11 protein-coding genes are annotated in these 17,982 nt (G+C 50.7%); 5 read left to right on the top strand and 6 right to left on the bottom strand.

Going from position 1 to position 17,982, the window contains the following annotated elements; all coding sequences use genetic code 11:
- Positions 1-25: 25 nt before the first annotated feature.
- Genes ACDC99_RS12575 through ACDC99_RS12565 form a run of 3 tightly spaced genes read left to right on the top strand, consistent with a single transcriptional unit; the run spans position 26 to position 4,940 of the window.
- Positions 26-592 carry a DUF3575 domain-containing protein gene (locus ACDC99_RS12575; RefSeq protein WP_052484658.1) on the top strand — a complete coding sequence of 189 codons (567 nt, stop codon included), beginning with the start codon at positions 26-28 and terminating at the stop codon, positions 590-592.
- 10 nt (positions 593-602) lie between these two features.
- The gene (locus ACDC99_RS12570) at positions 603-2,669 is read left to right on the top strand and encodes a carboxypeptidase-like regulatory domain-containing protein (RefSeq protein ID WP_370756875.1); all 2,067 of its coding nucleotides are present in this window, start codon (positions 603-605) and stop codon (positions 2,667-2,669) included.
- Positions 2,670-2,681: 12 nt separating this feature from the next.
- Positions 2,682-4,940: a hypothetical protein gene (locus ACDC99_RS12565; protein WP_044065453.1), complete on the top strand. Its 2,259-nt coding sequence runs from the start codon at positions 2,682-2,684 to the stop codon at positions 4,938-4,940.
- A 385-nt stretch (positions 4,941-5,325) separates the two neighbouring features.
- Here the strand turns inward: ACDC99_RS12565 and ACDC99_RS12560 are convergent, their stop codons facing one another.
- From ACDC99_RS12560 to ACDC99_RS12540, 5 genes are all read right to left on the bottom strand, one after another.
- Positions 5,326-5,985 (bottom strand): FKBP-type peptidyl-prolyl cis-trans isomerase, encoded by a 660-nt coding sequence (locus ACDC99_RS12560; protein WP_370756873.1) that lies wholly within the window; start codon positions 5,983-5,985, stop codon positions 5,326-5,328.
- Between the two features lie 14 nt (positions 5,986-5,999).
- Positions 6,000-7,541 (bottom strand): glycine--tRNA ligase, encoded by a 1,542-nt coding sequence (locus ACDC99_RS12555; RefSeq protein ID WP_022316270.1) that lies wholly within the window; start codon positions 7,539-7,541, stop codon positions 6,000-6,002.
- 206 nt (positions 7,542-7,747) lie between these two features.
- The gene (locus tag ACDC99_RS12550; protein WP_370756872.1) at positions 7,748-8,773 is read right to left on the bottom strand and encodes a S41 family peptidase; all 1,026 of its coding nucleotides are present in this window, start codon (positions 8,771-8,773) and stop codon (positions 7,748-7,750) included.
- On the bottom strand, positions 8,770-9,639 hold the full coding sequence (locus ACDC99_RS12545) for a DUF3316 domain-containing protein (protein ID WP_156145842.1): 870 nt from the start codon (positions 9,637-9,639) through the stop codon (positions 8,770-8,772). The genes ACDC99_RS12550 and ACDC99_RS12545 overlap by 4 nt, the downstream gene beginning before the upstream one ends.
- A gap of 46 nt (positions 9,640-9,685) precedes the next feature.
- The gene (locus tag ACDC99_RS12540) at positions 9,686-12,514 is read right to left on the bottom strand and encodes a DNA gyrase/topoisomerase IV subunit A (protein ID WP_231556917.1); all 2,829 of its coding nucleotides are present in this window, start codon (positions 12,512-12,514) and stop codon (positions 9,686-9,688) included.
- A 378-nt stretch (positions 12,515-12,892) separates the two neighbouring features.
- Here ACDC99_RS12540 and ACDC99_RS12535 point away from each other — a divergent pair, with 378 nt between their 5' ends.
- Positions 12,893-14,485: an ATP-binding protein gene (locus ACDC99_RS12535; RefSeq protein WP_231572984.1), complete on the top strand. Its 1,593-nt coding sequence runs from the start codon at positions 12,893-12,895 to the stop codon at positions 14,483-14,485.
- Between the two features lie 214 nt (positions 14,486-14,699).
- Positions 14,700-16,106, top strand: coding sequence for a C1 family peptidase (locus ACDC99_RS12530; protein WP_022316275.1), 1,407 nt, complete (start codon positions 14,700-14,702; stop codon positions 16,104-16,106).
- 924 nt (positions 16,107-17,030) lie between these two features.
- Here the strand turns inward: ACDC99_RS12530 and ACDC99_RS12525 are convergent.
- Positions 17,031-17,891 (bottom strand): enoyl-ACP reductase FabI, encoded by an 861-nt coding sequence (locus ACDC99_RS12525; protein ID WP_042520104.1) that lies wholly within the window; start codon positions 17,889-17,891, stop codon positions 17,031-17,033.
- Between the last annotated feature and the right edge of the window lie 91 nt (positions 17,892-17,982).

Genomic DNA, 17,982 nt, shown 5'->3' with positions numbered 1-17,982 from the left:
GTGTAATGCTTAACAAGTAATTAACATGACACTCAAACATTCAGGAAAATCAAAAAAATGGCACATATTGGCTGCCGCAATAGCACTGACGTGCTCTCCGCTGCTGGCTGAAGCACAAAGGGTGGCACTCAAGACAAATGCGCTCTACTGGGCGGCGGCGACACCTAACATCGGTGCGGAATTCCGCATCAACCGCCACATCACATTCAATTTTGAAGCGGCTTACAACAGAATAAAAGTATTCAACATCGACACCCGTGGCGCTGCGATAACACCGGAGGTGAGATATTGGTTCAGCGCCCGTCCGCAGGCGGGACATTTTCTCGGCATAGCCGGAATAGGTTGCGACTACAACTTCGTTCACAACGGCAAAAGGCACATTGGCGACCTCTATGGAGGAGGACTCACCTATGGCTACAGCTTCGTATTGTCGAAACGCTGGAGCCTGGAAGCTACTATCGGAGCCGGAATGGCACACTGTCATGAAATGAGCTGGAACAAGGAGGAACCACAACCCAACTCAGCAAACGTGAAAGAATGGAAACCGATACCTGTGAAGGCAGGCATCTCATTTGTATATCTATTAAGATAAAGTTACTTTTATGAACAATCAGGACTTTTTATCAAAGACGCTTCGAACCACTTCTATCATAATATTGCTATTCTCGCTTCTCTCTGTCAATGCCTCCGCACAGGACGTGATAAGAGTGACGGGACTGGTGGTGGCAAAAAGCGACAACAAACCTTGCATCGGAGTGAATGTAACAGATGCCAAAGCACGCCGTGCACTCGCCACAACGGATCTGGACGGAAGGTTTGCCGTAAACGTGAGATCCAACGCAAGACTCCGCTTCTCAATGGTGGGAATGAAAACAAAAGAAGTGGACGTGAAGGGAAAGACAAGACTACACATCGTTCTCGACGAGGAGAACATCTCGCTCAGCGAGGTGACGATATCACAGAAAAGGATAACGGACAAGATCATGCCGGAGCCTACCGACATAGAGGTACACGGCAACTACTTCTACGTGAAGACAAGGGTGAGAGTGCCTAAGGAGATGTTCTCCCACAACACAAGACTCGTGGTGCAGCCGATTCTGAACAACGCCACACGCAACGAGAAGACTCTGATGAAGCCAATGGTATATGATGCCGGAGTATACAACAAGACCCAGGACAGACTATACAACTTCGACATGAACAATGAAGATAAAGGCGACCCGCTGGCGAAATACATCACAGTGAAGAGCAAGGGCACACGGGAGAAGGGACGAAGCAACGACATCATCGGATACAGCGACTCTATATACGTGGAGCATATCAAGGATGACTTCTCATGCGATGTGTATATGGCGATAGAGAACTACAACAGGATTCTATACCGCGACACCACGGTGATAGCACGCGGAACAGTGAACCCGCTGCGCTTCCTCGACTATAGCTTCGCATCAAAACAGCTCTCCGACTCGGCATTTCTACCAAAACCGGAGGCGCAGCTCCGCGACAGCAAGGGAGAGGTGAACCTGAAATTCCCTGTCGGCAAAGCGGTGTTCGACAGTTCAGACCCTCAGAACGCTGAGGAGATAGAGAAATTGAGTGCGCAAATCGAGACTATATCTCAATCTAAAGGAGCGACACTGAACTCTCTGGAACTGAGGGGACAGTCATCGCCAGAAGGAAAATACCGCCAGAACCTAACATTGGCAAAGGAGCGTATGGACTATGCTCTCGGCTTTCTGAAAAAGGCCCTGCCAAGAGGAATGACAAACGGCATGGAATTCAAGAGCCACGCTAATGTGGCACCATGGAAAGAGGTGGCTGACATGATGCGCCGCGACAGTCTGACCGACCAGGCTGCCAGCATTGAAAGAATCATTGACCGGCAGAAGAACATCGACATGCAGGGACAAGCGGTGAGAAAACTGCCATACTACAAAAAGCTGATTGCCAAGAACTACCTGCCGCATCTGCGCCGGGTGGAATACACGCTGTACTACAACATATACCGCACACTGACGGCGGACGAGATAAACGAACTGTATCAGCAGGACTACAAGCAGCTCTCTAAATTCGAGTTCTTCAAACTTTACCGCTCTGAGACCGACTCGCTGAAGCGGCAGACAATCATGCGACAGGCACTGGAGGTGTATCCATCATTCATGGCGGCAGCCAACGACCTCTCAGCCTCACTCATCAGCAGCAGAAAGGCTGACCCGTCGCTGCTGAGACCATTCGCCGGAGAAAAGGCGCCACAGGAGGTGAACATAAACCAGGTGATAGCACTGCTCAACGAAGGTCTGTTCACGGAGTCCGACTCCGTGGCACGCTTCATCACCGACAATGACGCAACACACACGATGCTCGCCGTGAACGCCGTGCTGAACGGCAGATTCGACGACAACTACGCAACGATAGCCAAGACAAGCACACGCAACGAAGTGGTGATGCTGCTCGCCATGAAACGCAACGACGAGGCTCTGAAACTCAGCAAGCAGCTTCCCGACGAGGATGCCACAACACACTATCTGCGTGCCATCTGCCTGAACAGGACCAACGACCCGGCTGAGGCATACAAAGAACTGAAAAAGTCGTTCGACATGGATCCATCGCTGAAAGAAACGGCAAAGGTGGACGGCGACGTGAACGACCTCTTGTCTATGGATAAATAAAAGGACATAAACATGAAAAGAAAAAACATCATCATAATATGCGCACTGATGGCAGTTGGCGCACCACTCAGCTCCTACGCACAGCTGGACAGCAGTGCGCTGAACTATATGCTGCAGAGACCACAGGTGGCGAAATCATACAAGAACAAGAAGTTCATGGACCACATGTTCATGGAATTCGGATTTGGCGGCAACCTCATGGGACGCCACGACGTAGCACTGGGACCTACGGCAGAACTGGGCATCGGTGACTGGATATCACCAGAACACGGACTGCGCCTCAACTTCAATGGGGGTGCATACAGAATTGCCGACAAGAAAGTGAAATTCGCCACTGCTGCCCTTGACTACATGCTCAACATCACGGCGATAGCACAGCCGGGAAGCACTTACCGCCAGAAGCCTTTCGAACTGTATGGCATCGCCGGAATCGACGCCACATATTCACGAGCATACAACAACAACGACCACGGATTCGGTGCGCATCTTGGAATGAGGGGACAGTTCGCATTCTCTGACATCACATATTTCTATCTCGAACCGCGTGTGGGAGTGGCACAAGACAATGTGGCGCAGACTGCCACATGGCGCAACCTGCACCCCATGGCAAGCGTGACAATGGGATTCGGAGTGCGTATGCCCGACGAGAGGCGCAGCAACACCCGCGGCAACTACGTTTCCCCACATTCTTTCGCCGACGGCTTATTCGCCAGCGTCATGGCAGGACCAATGTATATGGGAAGTGCAGCCATCGACGAATGGAAAGAGAATATGGGAATGACCGTAGGGGTGTCGCTCGGAAAATGGATGGACAACTGCAACGCTCTGCAGATAAACCTCAACACCACAACGTTTGACCAACACAACGGCACAAGGGTGAGAGCCATAGGAGCAAGGCTCGACTATCTGCTGAACCTGCACAATGCCTTCGGCGGACTGAATCCGGACCGCAGATTCTGGATGAACACCATAGCGGGTGTGGGATACAACTATTCGAGAGACGCTCGTTCAAGCAACAGATATACATGGAATGCCGGTGCCGGACTGCAGGCAAACTTCCGCCTGTCGCGCGACATCAACTTCGTGTTGGAACCGCGCGTCGACGCATACAACCACAGATGGGCGCCTAAAGCATATACCTTCGGCAACATCGACGCCACGGCATCTCTGCTTGCCGGATTCGTATATACTTACCACGAGGGACTGTCAAGGAGGATACACGACAACGAGGGAGCAGCGGCAATGAGGAGGAGCAGCTTCGCCCTGACTGGAGGAGCGGCAGTGAGACTGTTCCAATACAACGAATGGAAACGCTACATGCCTGTCGTCAGAATGAGCTACACTCATTGGACAGCACCGATGACGGGATGGAGATACAGTCTGCAGGGTATGTTCGGCAGACCGATAAACAAGAACTACTATGGTGTGGCTACGGCTGGCTTCGACTGGATGACTGACCTCACTGCACTGACTTATGGATGCGACAACACAAGAACGCTCTCCGTGAGATCTCTATTGGGTGTGAACCTCGGTGCTGACCACTCCGACTACACTCGTCTGAACACCGATGTGCATGGTGGCGGACAGCTCGCATTCAGGGTGTCGCCGAATGTGAACATACTGGCAGAGACACAGTTGGGATATGAACTGACATCACGCTACAAAGGAGCACGCTCCCACCGTCTGCAACCACAGGTGCAGGTGGGTGTGGAATATTTCTTGCAGCGCAGCGACCGCAACAAGGACCTCGACGAGGCTCCGACGAAGAAGAACTTCGTATTCCTCGGTGCAGGAACGGGTATATACTCCGGAAACCTGGCTTTGGGCGGCAGCTTAGGCAGAAACCTGACGATTCTTACCGATGTGGGATATGGCCGATGGTTCAATCAGGTGAGTGGTATACAGGCTTCGGTGGGCAACACGGTGGTGCCGTCGCACAGATTGGGAAGCAAGACCGTAACTGCTCTACGTGCCGACTATATGATGAACCTGAAGAGTGCCATAACCGGAGAATCTACTGAAGACCAGTCTATACAGCTGACTGGACTGATAGGAGCTCAGGTGGCAGCAAGCACCAAGAAACACCGCTCAACGAACTTCGCTCCTGGAATCCACGCCGCCATCCAGACCGGTGTCATGGTGACGCCCCATACGGAACTGTATTTCGAACCTTCAGCCACAATGTATACAAAGAATCTCGAAACATCCGTCTGCTGCAGTCCGATAAAGGTGGAACTGCGATTCAGCATCGGTACGAAATATCACTTCTAATATACGAACGATTTGTCCGGTATCACAGCGTGGCAAGTTCAGCTTGCCACGCTGATTCTGAAGACACAAACAGTATGAAGACACAGATACTGGAGCACAAACGGTCTGACGACGCTGATAATGGAAGCGCAAACAACCTAACGATGCTGATAATGGAAATACAAACGGTCTGACGCCGAAAATACAGAAAACGCAAACAGCCTAAGACAGAGAACATGTCAACTGTCTTAGGCTGTTATTATTTTGCCACAATCAGCCAGATATCAGGCTTGCCTGGGCTTTATCCCGAAATGGTCAGCCGGCCGCTTATTGTAGTAACAGTATAACTGCTTGCAAGTAAGCCCTTATGACTGGTTTGGATTTGTTTCAGAAGAGTGGAACGTCCCTACTCCATTGTCCACAGAGAGGAAGCATGGTCTTTGGCGTTCTGATCGGGCACTACTGCTCCCGGATGATAATATCCGAGAAGCTTGATGTCCCATATCAGCACACTGTATGCCGGAATTCCATTGTAATCCGTTGTGCCATATCCCATTGTCCATGGCATATACACACGCCAGCGGTCTCCGATGTGCATGCGCTGCAATGCTGTGACATATCCGTCAACCAATATGTTTACCGCCCATTTCTTTGCCCGTGCCGTCAGCGGATTGTAGCTGTCGAAGTCTCCCTCGTAGCTCTTCTCGAAGAAATATCCCTGCGGATGGCCTGTAGAAGGCAGCAGTTTACCTTGGTTATGCACGAGCACGGAGTCGGAGTATAGCGGACAACCGCTTCCGGTGCCCACCTCCTCTTTGTGCACCACGATATAGTTCGTGCGAGAGAGCGTAGTGTTGTTCTCGCTCATCGACCAGCAACGTATGGTATCCCACATACCGTCTCTGTTCTCTATCGCCACATTGTAGATACTGTCGAAATAGGCAACGTTGCGTTTCTCCCAGTTGGGATATTCAATCAGTTCGTTGTCTGTCTCGCTACATGCCGTGACGAGTCCGAGTGCCATTCCGCACAGGATGGCTAAGGCGAAAAAATATTTGTTCTTCATCTATAATCGTTATATTACTGCAATTTCTTGAGCAGACTTGCAATGCTCACCTTGTCTTCGATGATGCTGTTGAGATCGTCGATGCTTACGCGCTCCTGCTCCATGGTGTCGCGGAAACGCAGCGTCACGCAGTTGTCCTTGAGAGTGTCGTAGTCAACAGTAACGCAGTATGGTGTTCCGATAGCATCCTGACGACGGTAGCGCTTGCCGATGGTGTCCTTCTCGTCGTACTGGCAGTTGAAATGGAACTTCAGGTTGTTGATGATTTCGCGAGCCTTCTCTGGCAGTCCGTCTTTCTTCACCAATGGCAATACAGCGAGTTTCACCGGAGCGAGTGCTGCCGGCAACTTGAGCACAACACGTGTCTCGCCGTTCTCCAGCTTCTCCTCCTCGTATGAGTGACACATGATAGAGAGGAACATACGGTCGACACCGATACTTGTCTCGATGTCATACGGAGTATAGCTCTCGTTTGTCTGTGGGTCGAAGTATTTGATTGAACGGCCGGAGAATTTCTCGTGCTGCTTCAGGTCATAGTCGGTACGGCTGTGGATACCCTCAACCTCCTTGAATCCAAACGGCATCTTGAACTCGATGTCGGTAGCTGCATTGGCATAGAAAGCAAGTTTCTCGTGGTCGTGGAAACGATAATTGTCAGCTCCGAAGCCCAGTGCCTGATGCCATTTCATACGGAACTCCTTCCATTTCGAGAACCACTCCTTCTCTGTGCCCGGCTTCACGAAGAACTGCATCTCCATCTGTTCGAACTCTCTCATACGGAAGATGAACTGGCGAGCCACAATCTCGTTGCGGAATGCCTTTCCGATCTGTGCGATACCGAATGGAATCTTCATACGTCCGGTCTTCTGCACATTGAGATAGTTAACGAAGATACCCTGTGCTGTTTCAGGACGCAGATAAATCTTGCTTGCCGCATCAGAAGTGGAACCCATCTCTGTAGAGAACATGAGGTTGAACTGACGCACGTCGGTCCAGTTCTTTGTTCCGCTGATAGGGTCAACGATTTCCTCGTCAATGATAATCTGCTTCAGAGCCTCCAGGTTTGGTCCCTGCATTGCCTCTGTATAGCGTGCATGAAGGTCGTCACGCTTCTTCTGATGCTCCAGCACGCGAGGGTTGGTCTCGCGGAACTTAGCCTCATCAAAGCTGTCGCCGAAGCGTTTGCGTGCCTTGGCGATTTCCTTTTCTATCTTCTCCTCATACTTGCCGATCTGGTCTTCGATGAGCACATCAGCACGATAGCGCTTCTTTGAGTCGCGGTTGTCGATTAGCGGGTCGTTGAAGGCGTCAACGTGTCCGCTGGCCTTCCATATCGTAGGGTGCATGAAGATTGCAGAGTCAATGCCCACGATGTTGTCGTGGAGCAACACCATGCTCTTCCACCAATATTCCTTGATGTTGTTCTTCAGTTCCACACCATTCTGTCCATAGTCATACACTGCTGCCAGTCCGTCGTAGATATCGCTGCTTGGGAACACGAATCCGTATTCCTTGCAGTGAGAGACGATTTTCTTGAAAACATCTTCTTGTGCCATAATCTTATATAGGTTTTATTTATTTTCTTTTCTCAATTGTCAGCATCCTGACCGTCAAATGTCAGTATCCTGATTCTTAATTGCCTGTATTCTTATTGTCAATCGTCATTATTCTGACGAAATCATTTTGCAAAGTTACACTTTTTCCAACATTTACGTGCCGCATTCTCGTTAAATGTTATCAAAATGGGGTTTCAATGCCTGTTTCATTGCCTTGCCAGCATACGGGCAAATTCTATTATCGTGTCGATGCCGAGAGCCATGTCGGCATCGGAAATCTGCACATTGTAATCTGGTTCTATGCCGAATTCCGTGCTTTGCCTGTCGCGGTTGTACATGGGGCATGCACTGAACCTCACTCCCCACCCGTTTGGCAGTTCGCTGCTGAAAGGCATCCCTGCTCCGCCCCCCGTCTTGTCGCCGACAACGATGCATTGTGGAGCACATTTCATGTATTTCACGAATTCGTTTGCGGCACTGTATACAGAACGGTTTGTCAGCACAAACACTTTCTTCTGCCAACGCAGACGGCATGACGGTTTCAGTCTCTGTTCTCTCATGGATGAGAAGTCGGAGTGTCCCGTTCCTGTCTTATGCTGCATATATCCCACAAGTGTCTCACTGTTGATGAACCGTGCAGCCAGACGCTCCGCCATAGTGAGTTGCCCTCCCCCATTGTTGCGGATGTCAATGACAAGGGCATTGCATGGAGCGAGATACATCAGCACGTCGTCAAGGTTGCCGTCGCCAATGGCTGCATCAAAAGATGAGCAGCGGATGTATCCCACGTTGTCGTCGAGACGGCGATAGCGCAGCGCCCCGGCTATACGATAATCGGTGGCGAGATAGCGGCGCTCCAGCGAGTCGCTGAAATTCTTGGGATAGTCTTCATGCCATCGCCAATAGCGTGCTGAATTGAAACTGGCATACATGTTGACATGTCCGTCACGCAGTTCGCCGAGCATGTTTCCCAACACTTCGAAGAGCTGCTCGTCGTTCATCCTGTCGTCAATCTGACAGGAATAGCGATCGTGTACCTCATCCCAATCGAGACCGTATGTCTGCCGTTTATAGTCGAAAAAGCAGTATCTCTCATTAACTATCTTCCATAGCGCCTCAAAGTTTCCGCGTGGCGTGTCGCTCATCTCCTCCTCATCCACACACGACGGGAATGACACCGCCACGGAGAGCAGCATGGCGAGCAGCAACAATGCATGGGTTATCTTTCTCATGGCTGCAGTCTTGTTAGTCTGAACGTCCGCGTTATTCCGATGACGAACAGATGTGAGTAACTGTGATATTTCAGATTGTTCACCTTTGCCTGTCTGTAGTCGCCCATATATCCGAGGCGCAGAGTAGTCTTGGCAATGTTGAAGTCGAGAGAGAGGGTATTGCGCAGCGAGGGTGTGGCGATGAATGTCGTGGGCACTGCGTTATGGTCGTAGTCGCCTTTTGAGAATATCTCATAATACGACTGTCCGTAGTTGGGACTGAACATCAGTCCGCAGAGCGGCACACTCACCTCATAGTTCAGCGTGAATGGTTTTCCCGCTACAGTGAACTTGTATGCTGCCATCGCCACTGGGGAGATGTCGAAGCTCAGACGAGCCTGTGCCGGATTGTTGCCGTTGCGGGTATTATATAGGAATCCGATATTGGCATCCGCCATACCGCCGGCTCTGACGGTCAGTCTGTCGCCGAAGAGCGTCCATCGGCGCAGGAAACCATAGCAGAAATCGTAGGAACCAGCCATTTCGTTGGCATTGTCGGCACGGTTGCGGGAAAACGATGCCATGCCTTGATGCACGATGAGTCGGCGCCACTTCCGATGTTCGCTTCCGCGGACAGTCTGTGATATGTAACGAAGCTCCGTACCCGAATATTTCTCCGGCGAGAGATAGGTATCAAGGACGTTCACGCCTCCCACTCCCAGAAGTCTCGTGTTCGTTATCACCTTACCTCTTGACCAGGCGACGCTGTCGTTGCTCTGGGCATGACACGACAGACCGCTTCCGCACAATGGCGGAAGCATAAGCGAGAGGACTGCCAGAAGCAATATCCTCTGCGGTTTCCTGACATACTGCCGTAGATGTTTCATTGTTGTGTATCGCTATTGGGAATCGGGTATAAGCCGTGTGTCATCGTCATTCATCGAAAAGACTCAGCTGCCCTGTTATCTCGTCTATTATCTGCTGTTTCGACTTGCCTGCATCCGGGTCGAGATTCTCCGAAGCCTTATTATCGGCTGTCCCGTCAGCATCTGCCGGCGGCACATCGCCGCCATCAGCAGGTTCAGAATCCTCCGGTTCGGCAGCTACAGGTTCCAGTTCTTCGATCTTTGCAAGTTCAAAGGTGGTGAGTCGTTTGCCTCTTGCCTTGTATCCCTTGACGAGGGCGAATTCGTTGACATCCAGTTCCAGCGTTCCTCTGAAAGCATCGTTGCCGCCAAATGTGAGAAGCAGATGTGGAGCCGGAGTGTCGGTCAGCAGCAGCAGTTCATTCTTCGGGTTCTCGCCGATATAGCTCTGCCTGCGTTTTGTCATCTCGAAAAGGAAACGCTTGATATATGGCGTTCCGCCCTGGTCGGCATCCCTCACCACGGCACACCACACCTTATGAGGAACGAATTTCTCTATCCTCATGATGTTGTCCTCGTAGTGGTTGTTGGCATCGAAATTGGTCATATAGTATTCTCCGCTCTTGAGCACCACGAGGATATGCTCGCCCTCGTTGAACTCGCCGAGCAGAGTGCCGTGGTCGTCGTAGTTGAGACGGTTCACGTCGGCATCGAACCACACCTTCCTGCCACCCAGCGTACTGTGTCCGTGGCTCTTCAGCGAGATGCGGTGCACAGGGTATTTCGTCAGTATGTTTCCCATTGCCGTTCTGCTCTTCACGAGGATTTTCGAGAAATCCTTCTCTATGAATATGTTCTTGAGTTTCGGCGTCGGGTCGAGCGTCACTTTGATTATCTCTGCCTCACCGTTAGGATTGGCTGTGAAATAGTTCACTCTTGACCCTGGTTTGCCCTGCGTCAGGTCGTAGTCGCGATCGCGTGTCACGGTAGGCACATTAAAGCGCTTGATATAGTAGTTGCCCTGCTTTCCATCACGATACACCACATTATATATCGTGCGCTTGTCGTTCTTCTTGAACACGGCTACATGAATGATATTCTTGCCCACGAACACCTTGTCGGCAACTTTTATCACCTTGTATTTTCCGTCTTTATAGAAGATTATGATGTCATCGATGTCTGAACAGTTGCACACGAACTCGTCTTTCTTCAGACCAGTGCCCACAAAGCCTTCCTGGCGGTTGATATAGAGTTTCTCGTTCGCCTCCACCACTTTAGTCGCCTCGATGGTGTCGAAGTTGCGGATTTCGGTGAGACGGGGATGGTTCTTGCCGTATTTTTCCTTGAGGTATGTAAACCAGGCTGCCGTCACCTCCACCATGTTCGAGAGGTCGCGGTCGATGCTGTCTATCTCCGCCTTTATCTTCGCCATCAGCTCGTCGGCTTTGTCTTTGTTGAATTTCAGGATGCGCTGCATCTTGATTTCCATTAGGCGCAGGATGTCGTCCTTTGTCACCTCTCTGATCATCTGAGGATAGTATGGCGTGAGCCTTTCGTCTATATGTGCGCATGCAGCGTCCATGTCGGGAGCGTTCTCGAATTTCTTGTCCTTATATATGCGCTCCTCGATGAATATCTTTTCGAGCGACGCGAAGTGCAGCTGTTCGAGCAGCTCCGCCTTGCGTATCTCAAGTTCCTTGCGTATGAGTGCCTTTGTGCGCTCCACCGAACTGCGCAACACGTCGCTGACGGTGAGGAACTGTGGTTTGTCGTCCTCTATCACGCAGCAGTTTGGCGATATGTTCATCTCGCAGTCGGAGAAGGCGTATAGGGCGTCGAGTGTCTTGTCCGACGACACTCCCGGGGCGAGATGCACCTGTATCTCCACTTCGGCGGCTGTGTTGTCGTCCACTTTGCGCGCCTTTATCTTTCCCTTCTCGATTGCTTTCAGTATTGAGTCTATAAGCGTTGTAGTGGTCTTGCCGAACGGTATCTCGCGGACGACGAGGGTCTTGTTGTCGAGTTTCTCTATCTTTGCTCTCACCTTGAGCACTCCGCCTCGCTGTCCGTCATTGTATTTGCTCACGTCGATGCTGCCGCCAGTGGGGAAATCGGGATACAGCTGGAACGGCTCGCCATGGAGATAGCTCACGGCGGCATCGCAGATGTCGTTGAAGTTGTGGGGCAGTATCTTTGACGACAGTCCCACGGCGATTCCTTCTGCTCCCTGTGCCAGGAGGAGCGGGAACTTGGCAGGCAGAGTGATAGGTTCCTTGTTTCTGCCGTCGTAGGAGAGCTGCCAGTCGGTGGTCTTCTGGTTGAACACCACGTCGAGGGCAAACTTAGAGAGTCTCGCCTCTATATATCGCGGTGCGGCGGCACGGTCGCCGGTGAGGATATTTCCCCAGTTTCCCTGACAGTCAACGAGCAGGTCTTTCTGTCCGAGCTGCACCAGGGCGTCGCCGATAGAGGCGTCGCCGTGGGGATGGAACTGCATGGTGTGTCCCACGATGTTTGCCACCTTGTTGTAGCGTCCGTCGTCCATGCGCTTCATGGAGTGCAGGATACGTCGCTGCACGGGTTTGAGTCCGTCTTCGATATGCGGCACGGCTCTCTCCAGGATTACGTAAGAGGCGTAATCCAGAAACCAGTTCTTGTACATACCGCTCAGGTGATGTACGGCGGAGGCATCGAAGCGGTTCGTCGGCTTGTAGTCGGAATGCTCCGCAGGCTGGTCGTCGGCATCGTTGTCTGTCTGCCCATCGCTGCCCTCGCCAGCCGGCTGGTCCTCGCTGCCGGCTGCCATGGCTTCGCCGTCTCCGGGCATATCGCCGTCGTTGTTTCGGGTCAACTCATTGTCGTCTCTTGTCTCGTCATCTCTTGTCTCGTCGCTCATATATGTATTTTCTGATACCTGTGGTTTGTCATGACACCGCAAGCGTTAACCCCACTACCACATGGCGGGCAGCCCACACTTGCGAAACTCATGTCGTTTGTATTATCTCATTGTTCCATCTCCCGCCATCGGCAGGCTTCCACACTACGGCAGACTGCCTCAAACTGGCAAAAAGGAAAATTTCTTCAAAAGTACTGATTTTTCCCGACAATGGCAAATTTATTTTTCAAAAGCCCCATCACAGTGCCTTCAATCTTCCACATTCCCGACAAATCAATGATAATGAACTATTTTTCAATGCTTTTCATTGCTCTGTCGAATAATTGTCTTATATTTGCAATGCCTTACCGCCAGTGCCGCAGAGCGGCGAGCAAAACAATGAAAAACAAAGCTGTCATGACGGAGACAAACGAGAGAAAACTGCCTGTAGGAATACAGTCGTTCAAGAAAATCAGAGAAGAGGGCTACCTCTATGTTGACAAGACCGAAATGGTATGGAATCTTGCCAACAATGGGGCGAGGTATGACTATCTGAGTCGTCCCAGACGATTCGGCAAGTCGGTGCTTGTCGATACTCTGCAATGCTATTTCGAAGGCAGGAAAGAACTGTTCGAGGGTCTGAAAATCATGGAGATGGAAAAGGACTGGACCTGCCACCCCGTGATACGCCTCGACATGAGCAACGGCAGCGACAACGCCAAAGACCTTGAGGCTTATCTCGACTTCGTGTTCTCAAAATACGAGAAGCTCTACGAAACGAAACTCCCCGACACGGCAAGTCTCACGGTGCGTTTCAGCAATATTATAGAAACGGCAAACAAAGTGACGGGCAAACAGGTGGTGATTCTCATCGACGAATACGACTCTCCCCTTCAGCATTCGTGGAAGACTCCGGAACATGAGAATTGCACACGGGTATACCGCAGCGTGTTCTCTGTATTGAAGACTCTCGACGAGATTGAGCGCTTTGTCTTCATAACGGGCATAACGAAATTCACACAGATTTCACTGTTCTCGGTACTCAACAACTTGTCGAACATCAGTTTCGATGCTGAATATGCCGGCATTTGCGGCATCACGCAGCAGGAGCTTGCCGACAATTTCATGCCTGAAATCAACCAGATGGCTGAAGCCAACGGATGGACTACGGAGGAAACCTTGCGGCAGCTGAAGGCATATTATGACGGATATCATTTCTGCATCGACAATATGGTTGATGTATACAACCCATACAGTCTCGTACACGCTCTGTCGTCCAAGAGACTCCGGAGTTTCTGGGCATCTTCCGGTGCAACAACGATCCTCGCCAAGTTTGTCAACGACATGGAGATCAGGCTGAAAGACCTCGACCAATGCGCCATCATCAGCACCACAATAGAATCTTCCGACGTTACCGGTGGAGGAGCGGAGCTGTTCATGTATCAGTCGGGATACCTCACGATAAAAGGATACACCGGAGGCACATACATGCTCGGCATACCGAACCACGAGGTGAGACAGGCTCTCTACGAGATGGTTCTTCCTGCATTGGCGATGCGAAAAGGCAGCGACATACAGTCGGCACAGGCTTTCCTGAATCTTAACCTCTACAACGGCAACATGCCCGAGGCGATGAAACAGCTGAAGGCGCTCGTCGCCGATGTGCCATACAGCAACAAGAAGCTTGCGAGCATGGATATGGAAGAGCGCTACCGCCTCATCATAAGCACTATATTGAATGCCATCGGCATGAGGGTGGAAGTGGAGAAAATGATTTCTACAGGAAGGATTGACATCGTGGCTGAAAACAGTACATTTATATATGTAATGGAATTGAAACTCACGAAGAACGGAGGTGTCAACGCTGCCGAAAAGCAAATAACCGACAATCGTTACACCGAGCCGTTCAAAGCTGACAAACGCAAGACCATAGCCCTCGCCATCGAACTCGACGACCTGGGCAAGGGATTGCTGGAATGGAAACAACTTTGACAAATAAGGCAAAAAGGGAAAACACACGGCAAAGAAACCTGCCGCCCGACTGTCCACAAGTGCAATTCTACGAGAGTTCCGCCACAATAGGAGAAGCTGAGAACGACAGAAGAAGCATACGGGCGAAACGTTTCACCTGTTAACCGACTGCACATTGCAGACATGCAAAACACAGAATGACAAAAGAAAAACAATATAAACAGATAAAAGAAAAATGAACAAGAAAATTTTCCTCGCGGGCCTGATGCTCGCAGCAATGTCGATGAACGTATCGGCACAGAAGAAAGACGGCGGCATCTCGCAGCAGATGCTCCAGCAGATCAAGGGATCACAGTCGAAGGGTGCGGCAGACAAGGCTATCTTCAACGCCATCGCAGCCAACAACATCAACGACCTGGCAAAGAACTTCGCCAATGCAGGAGAGTTCGACACTCACTTCAGCGTGGAGACCAAGGCGCAGAGCATCATGAACCAGAAGCAGAGCGGAAGATGCTGGATGTTCAGCGGATTCAACGTGATCCGCGGTAACTTCGCACACGAGAGCGACTCGCTCAAGGTGGAGCTTTCACAGGACTACCTCTTCTTCTACGACCAGTTGGAGAAAGCTAACCTCTTCTTGCAGGGAGTGATCGACTGCGCCGGCAAGCCTATGGACGACACAAGAGTGCAGTTCTTCTTCAAGAACCCAATCAACGACGGCGGTACCTTCTGCGGTGTTGCCGACCTCACTGAGAAGTATGGCGTGGTGCCGACAAGCGTGATGCCGGAGACTTACTCTGCTGAGAACACCAGCAAGATGGCTGCTCTCGTATCTTCAAAACTGCGCGAATACGGACTGAAGCTGCGCAAGATGGTGGCTGAGAAGAAATCCAAGCAGGCTATCCAGACAGAGAAGACCAACATGCTCGGCACTATCTACCACATGCTGAAACTCACTCTCGGCGAGCCTGTGACAGAGTTCACATTCGCTTTCAAAGACAAGAACGGCAAGGCGCTGGAGGCCAAGAAATACACTCCTAAGTCGTTCTTCAAGGAACTGACCGGCAAGGAGACTCTCAACGGTACATTCATCATGGTAATGAACGACCCTCGCCGCGAATACTACAAGACTTACGAGGTGGACTTCGACCGCCACACATACGACGGACACAACTGGAAGTATCTCAACCTGCCTATGGACGAGATTGCCAACCTCGCCATCGCATCTCTGAAGGACGGCAAGAAGATGTACAGCTCTTACGACGTGGGCAAGTTCCTCGACGGCAAGCGCGGATACAGCGACATCAACAACTTCGACTACGGTTCGCTCTTCTCTACAACATTCCCAATGAACAAGGCTGACCGCATCGCCACATTCGACAGCGGTTCTACACACGCCATGACTCTCGTGGCTGTCGACCTCGACGCTCAGGGCAAACCTACAAAGTGGAAGGTGGAGAACAGCTGGGGACCTGAGTGGGGACACAAGGGCTGTCTGATTATGACCAACGAGTGGTTCAACGAGTATATGTTCCGTCTCGTAGTGGACAGAAAATATGCTTCTGAGAAAATCCTGAAGCTCGCCGACCAGAAGCCTATAATGGTAATGCCAGAGGATCCTCTCTTCGGTGCAGACAACTAATACCCGCCACGTCCTTCTCTTGAAGACAAGGACCGGACGGCAAAAGAATGAGCAACCTGTCGCAATAGCGACGGCATACTCATGACCCAACCAACAGAATCGGAATATGTCAAACGTATCTGGCATATTCCGATTCTTGCTTTTTTGACAAGAATATCCATACCACATGCCCGGCACAAAGCCACAATCTATTTATTGACAGTAAACAAAATCACCTGTTTTTATTTATTAGCGGTAAATAAAATCATGCAAATACGACGAAAAGGACCACATCGTCGAAGACAAACTGTATATTGATGTAGTGCCTGTATGGAAGTGGCTGCTGACTGATTTCGTCTAAAAATAGGAAAAAACAAAATTTCGTCCAAAACTGTCAGATTGTCTGGTTTTACCTCATAATACACTGGCATACAGACAAATACAGACCTGACAATTGCTTTCAATTGTCTGGATGGTTTGCCAGCACGAAATTTTTCCATTTCTCATCAAATCATAACTAGTTATTATTTTTTTCGCCACTAAATAGCATCGTAGTGGATAAAAACCGGCTTTTTTATCCACTACAGCACAATTATTGGATAAAAAGCAGTATATTGCCATTATCAAAGAGCAAAGATACAAATCACCAAGCCACAATCATTGGAAAAGATAACAAAACTTCAGGAAATGGGCAGCACGCTTGCCCGAGTGGGGCAAGCAGCGTTCTCAACATGGGCAAGCACCTTTCCCCAAGTGGGCACGGGGGGTGCCCAAAACTGTGCCCAAAGTTTCCATGGAATGAAACTTGTATTTTAGTAATCAAAAGTCTGTATTTCAGCCTTTGAAAACAACTGATATATACCAACAAACATAATGAAACACACCCCATCCTCAACTGGAATGCCAAAGAGGATGGGGTGTGTCGTATTTATGAGATTATGCTGATTATCCGTAGATGATCTTGCCGTTCTCGTCGCGGTTGTCGTCGATGAACGACTTGTTGTACTGCGTCATACCGCGTAGCGACATACCCATGCTTGAGAATCCTCCGTCGTGGAAGAGGGTCTGCATGGTGACTTTCCTGGTGAGGTCGGAGAACATCACTACGCAGTAGTCAGCACACTCGTCAGCGCTGGCGTTACCGAGTGGCGACATGCGGTCGGAGAAGTCGTAGAGTCCGTCGAAACCCTTGATGCCGCTGCCGGCAGTGGTGAAGGTAGGCGACTGTGAGATGGTGTTGATGCGCACGTGCTTCTCGCGGCCATAGATATATCCAAAGCTGCGGGCGATGGATTCGAGCAGCGACTTGGCGTCTGCCATGTCGTTGTAGCCGAAGAATGTGCGGTGTGAAGCCACGTATGTGAGGGCGAGCACGGAAGCACCTTCGCTCAGGGCGTCGAGCTTCTTGGCAACCTGCAGCATCTTGTGGAATGATATAGCCGAGATGTCGAGAGTCTTGTTCAGGAAAGAGTAGTCGAGATCGTCGTATGTACGCTTCTTGCGCATGTTAACGCTCATGGCACAAGAGTGCAGCACGAAGTCAATCTTGCCTCCCATTGCCTCCTGGGCTTTCTCAAAGAGGTTTGTGAGATCCTCCACCGATGTCGCATCAGCAGGGATGACGGTAGCGTTGGTCTTCTTGGCGAGCTCGTCGATGGTACCCATGCGGCAAGCCACTGCCGTGTTTGTCAACACGATCTGAGCGCCTTCTTCTACGGCACGCTCTGCTACTTTCCACGCGATAGACGCGTCGTTCAATGCGCCGAAGATAATACCGCGCTTTCCTTTCAATAAATTAAAAGACATAATTTTCTATTGTTATGATTTGTTTGAAATTAATCCGATTCCGGCTTGCCGAGCCACCACTTTTCCGGACGGAGCGACTCGTCTCCTATGC

The organism is Prevotella pectinovora (assembly GCF_041323955.1).
Lineage (GTDB): Bacteria > Bacteroidota > Bacteroidia > Bacteroidales > Bacteroidaceae > Prevotella > Prevotella pectinovora.
Note: the sequence above shows the minus strand (reverse complement) of the source record. Positions and strands in the feature narration are given on the sequence as shown.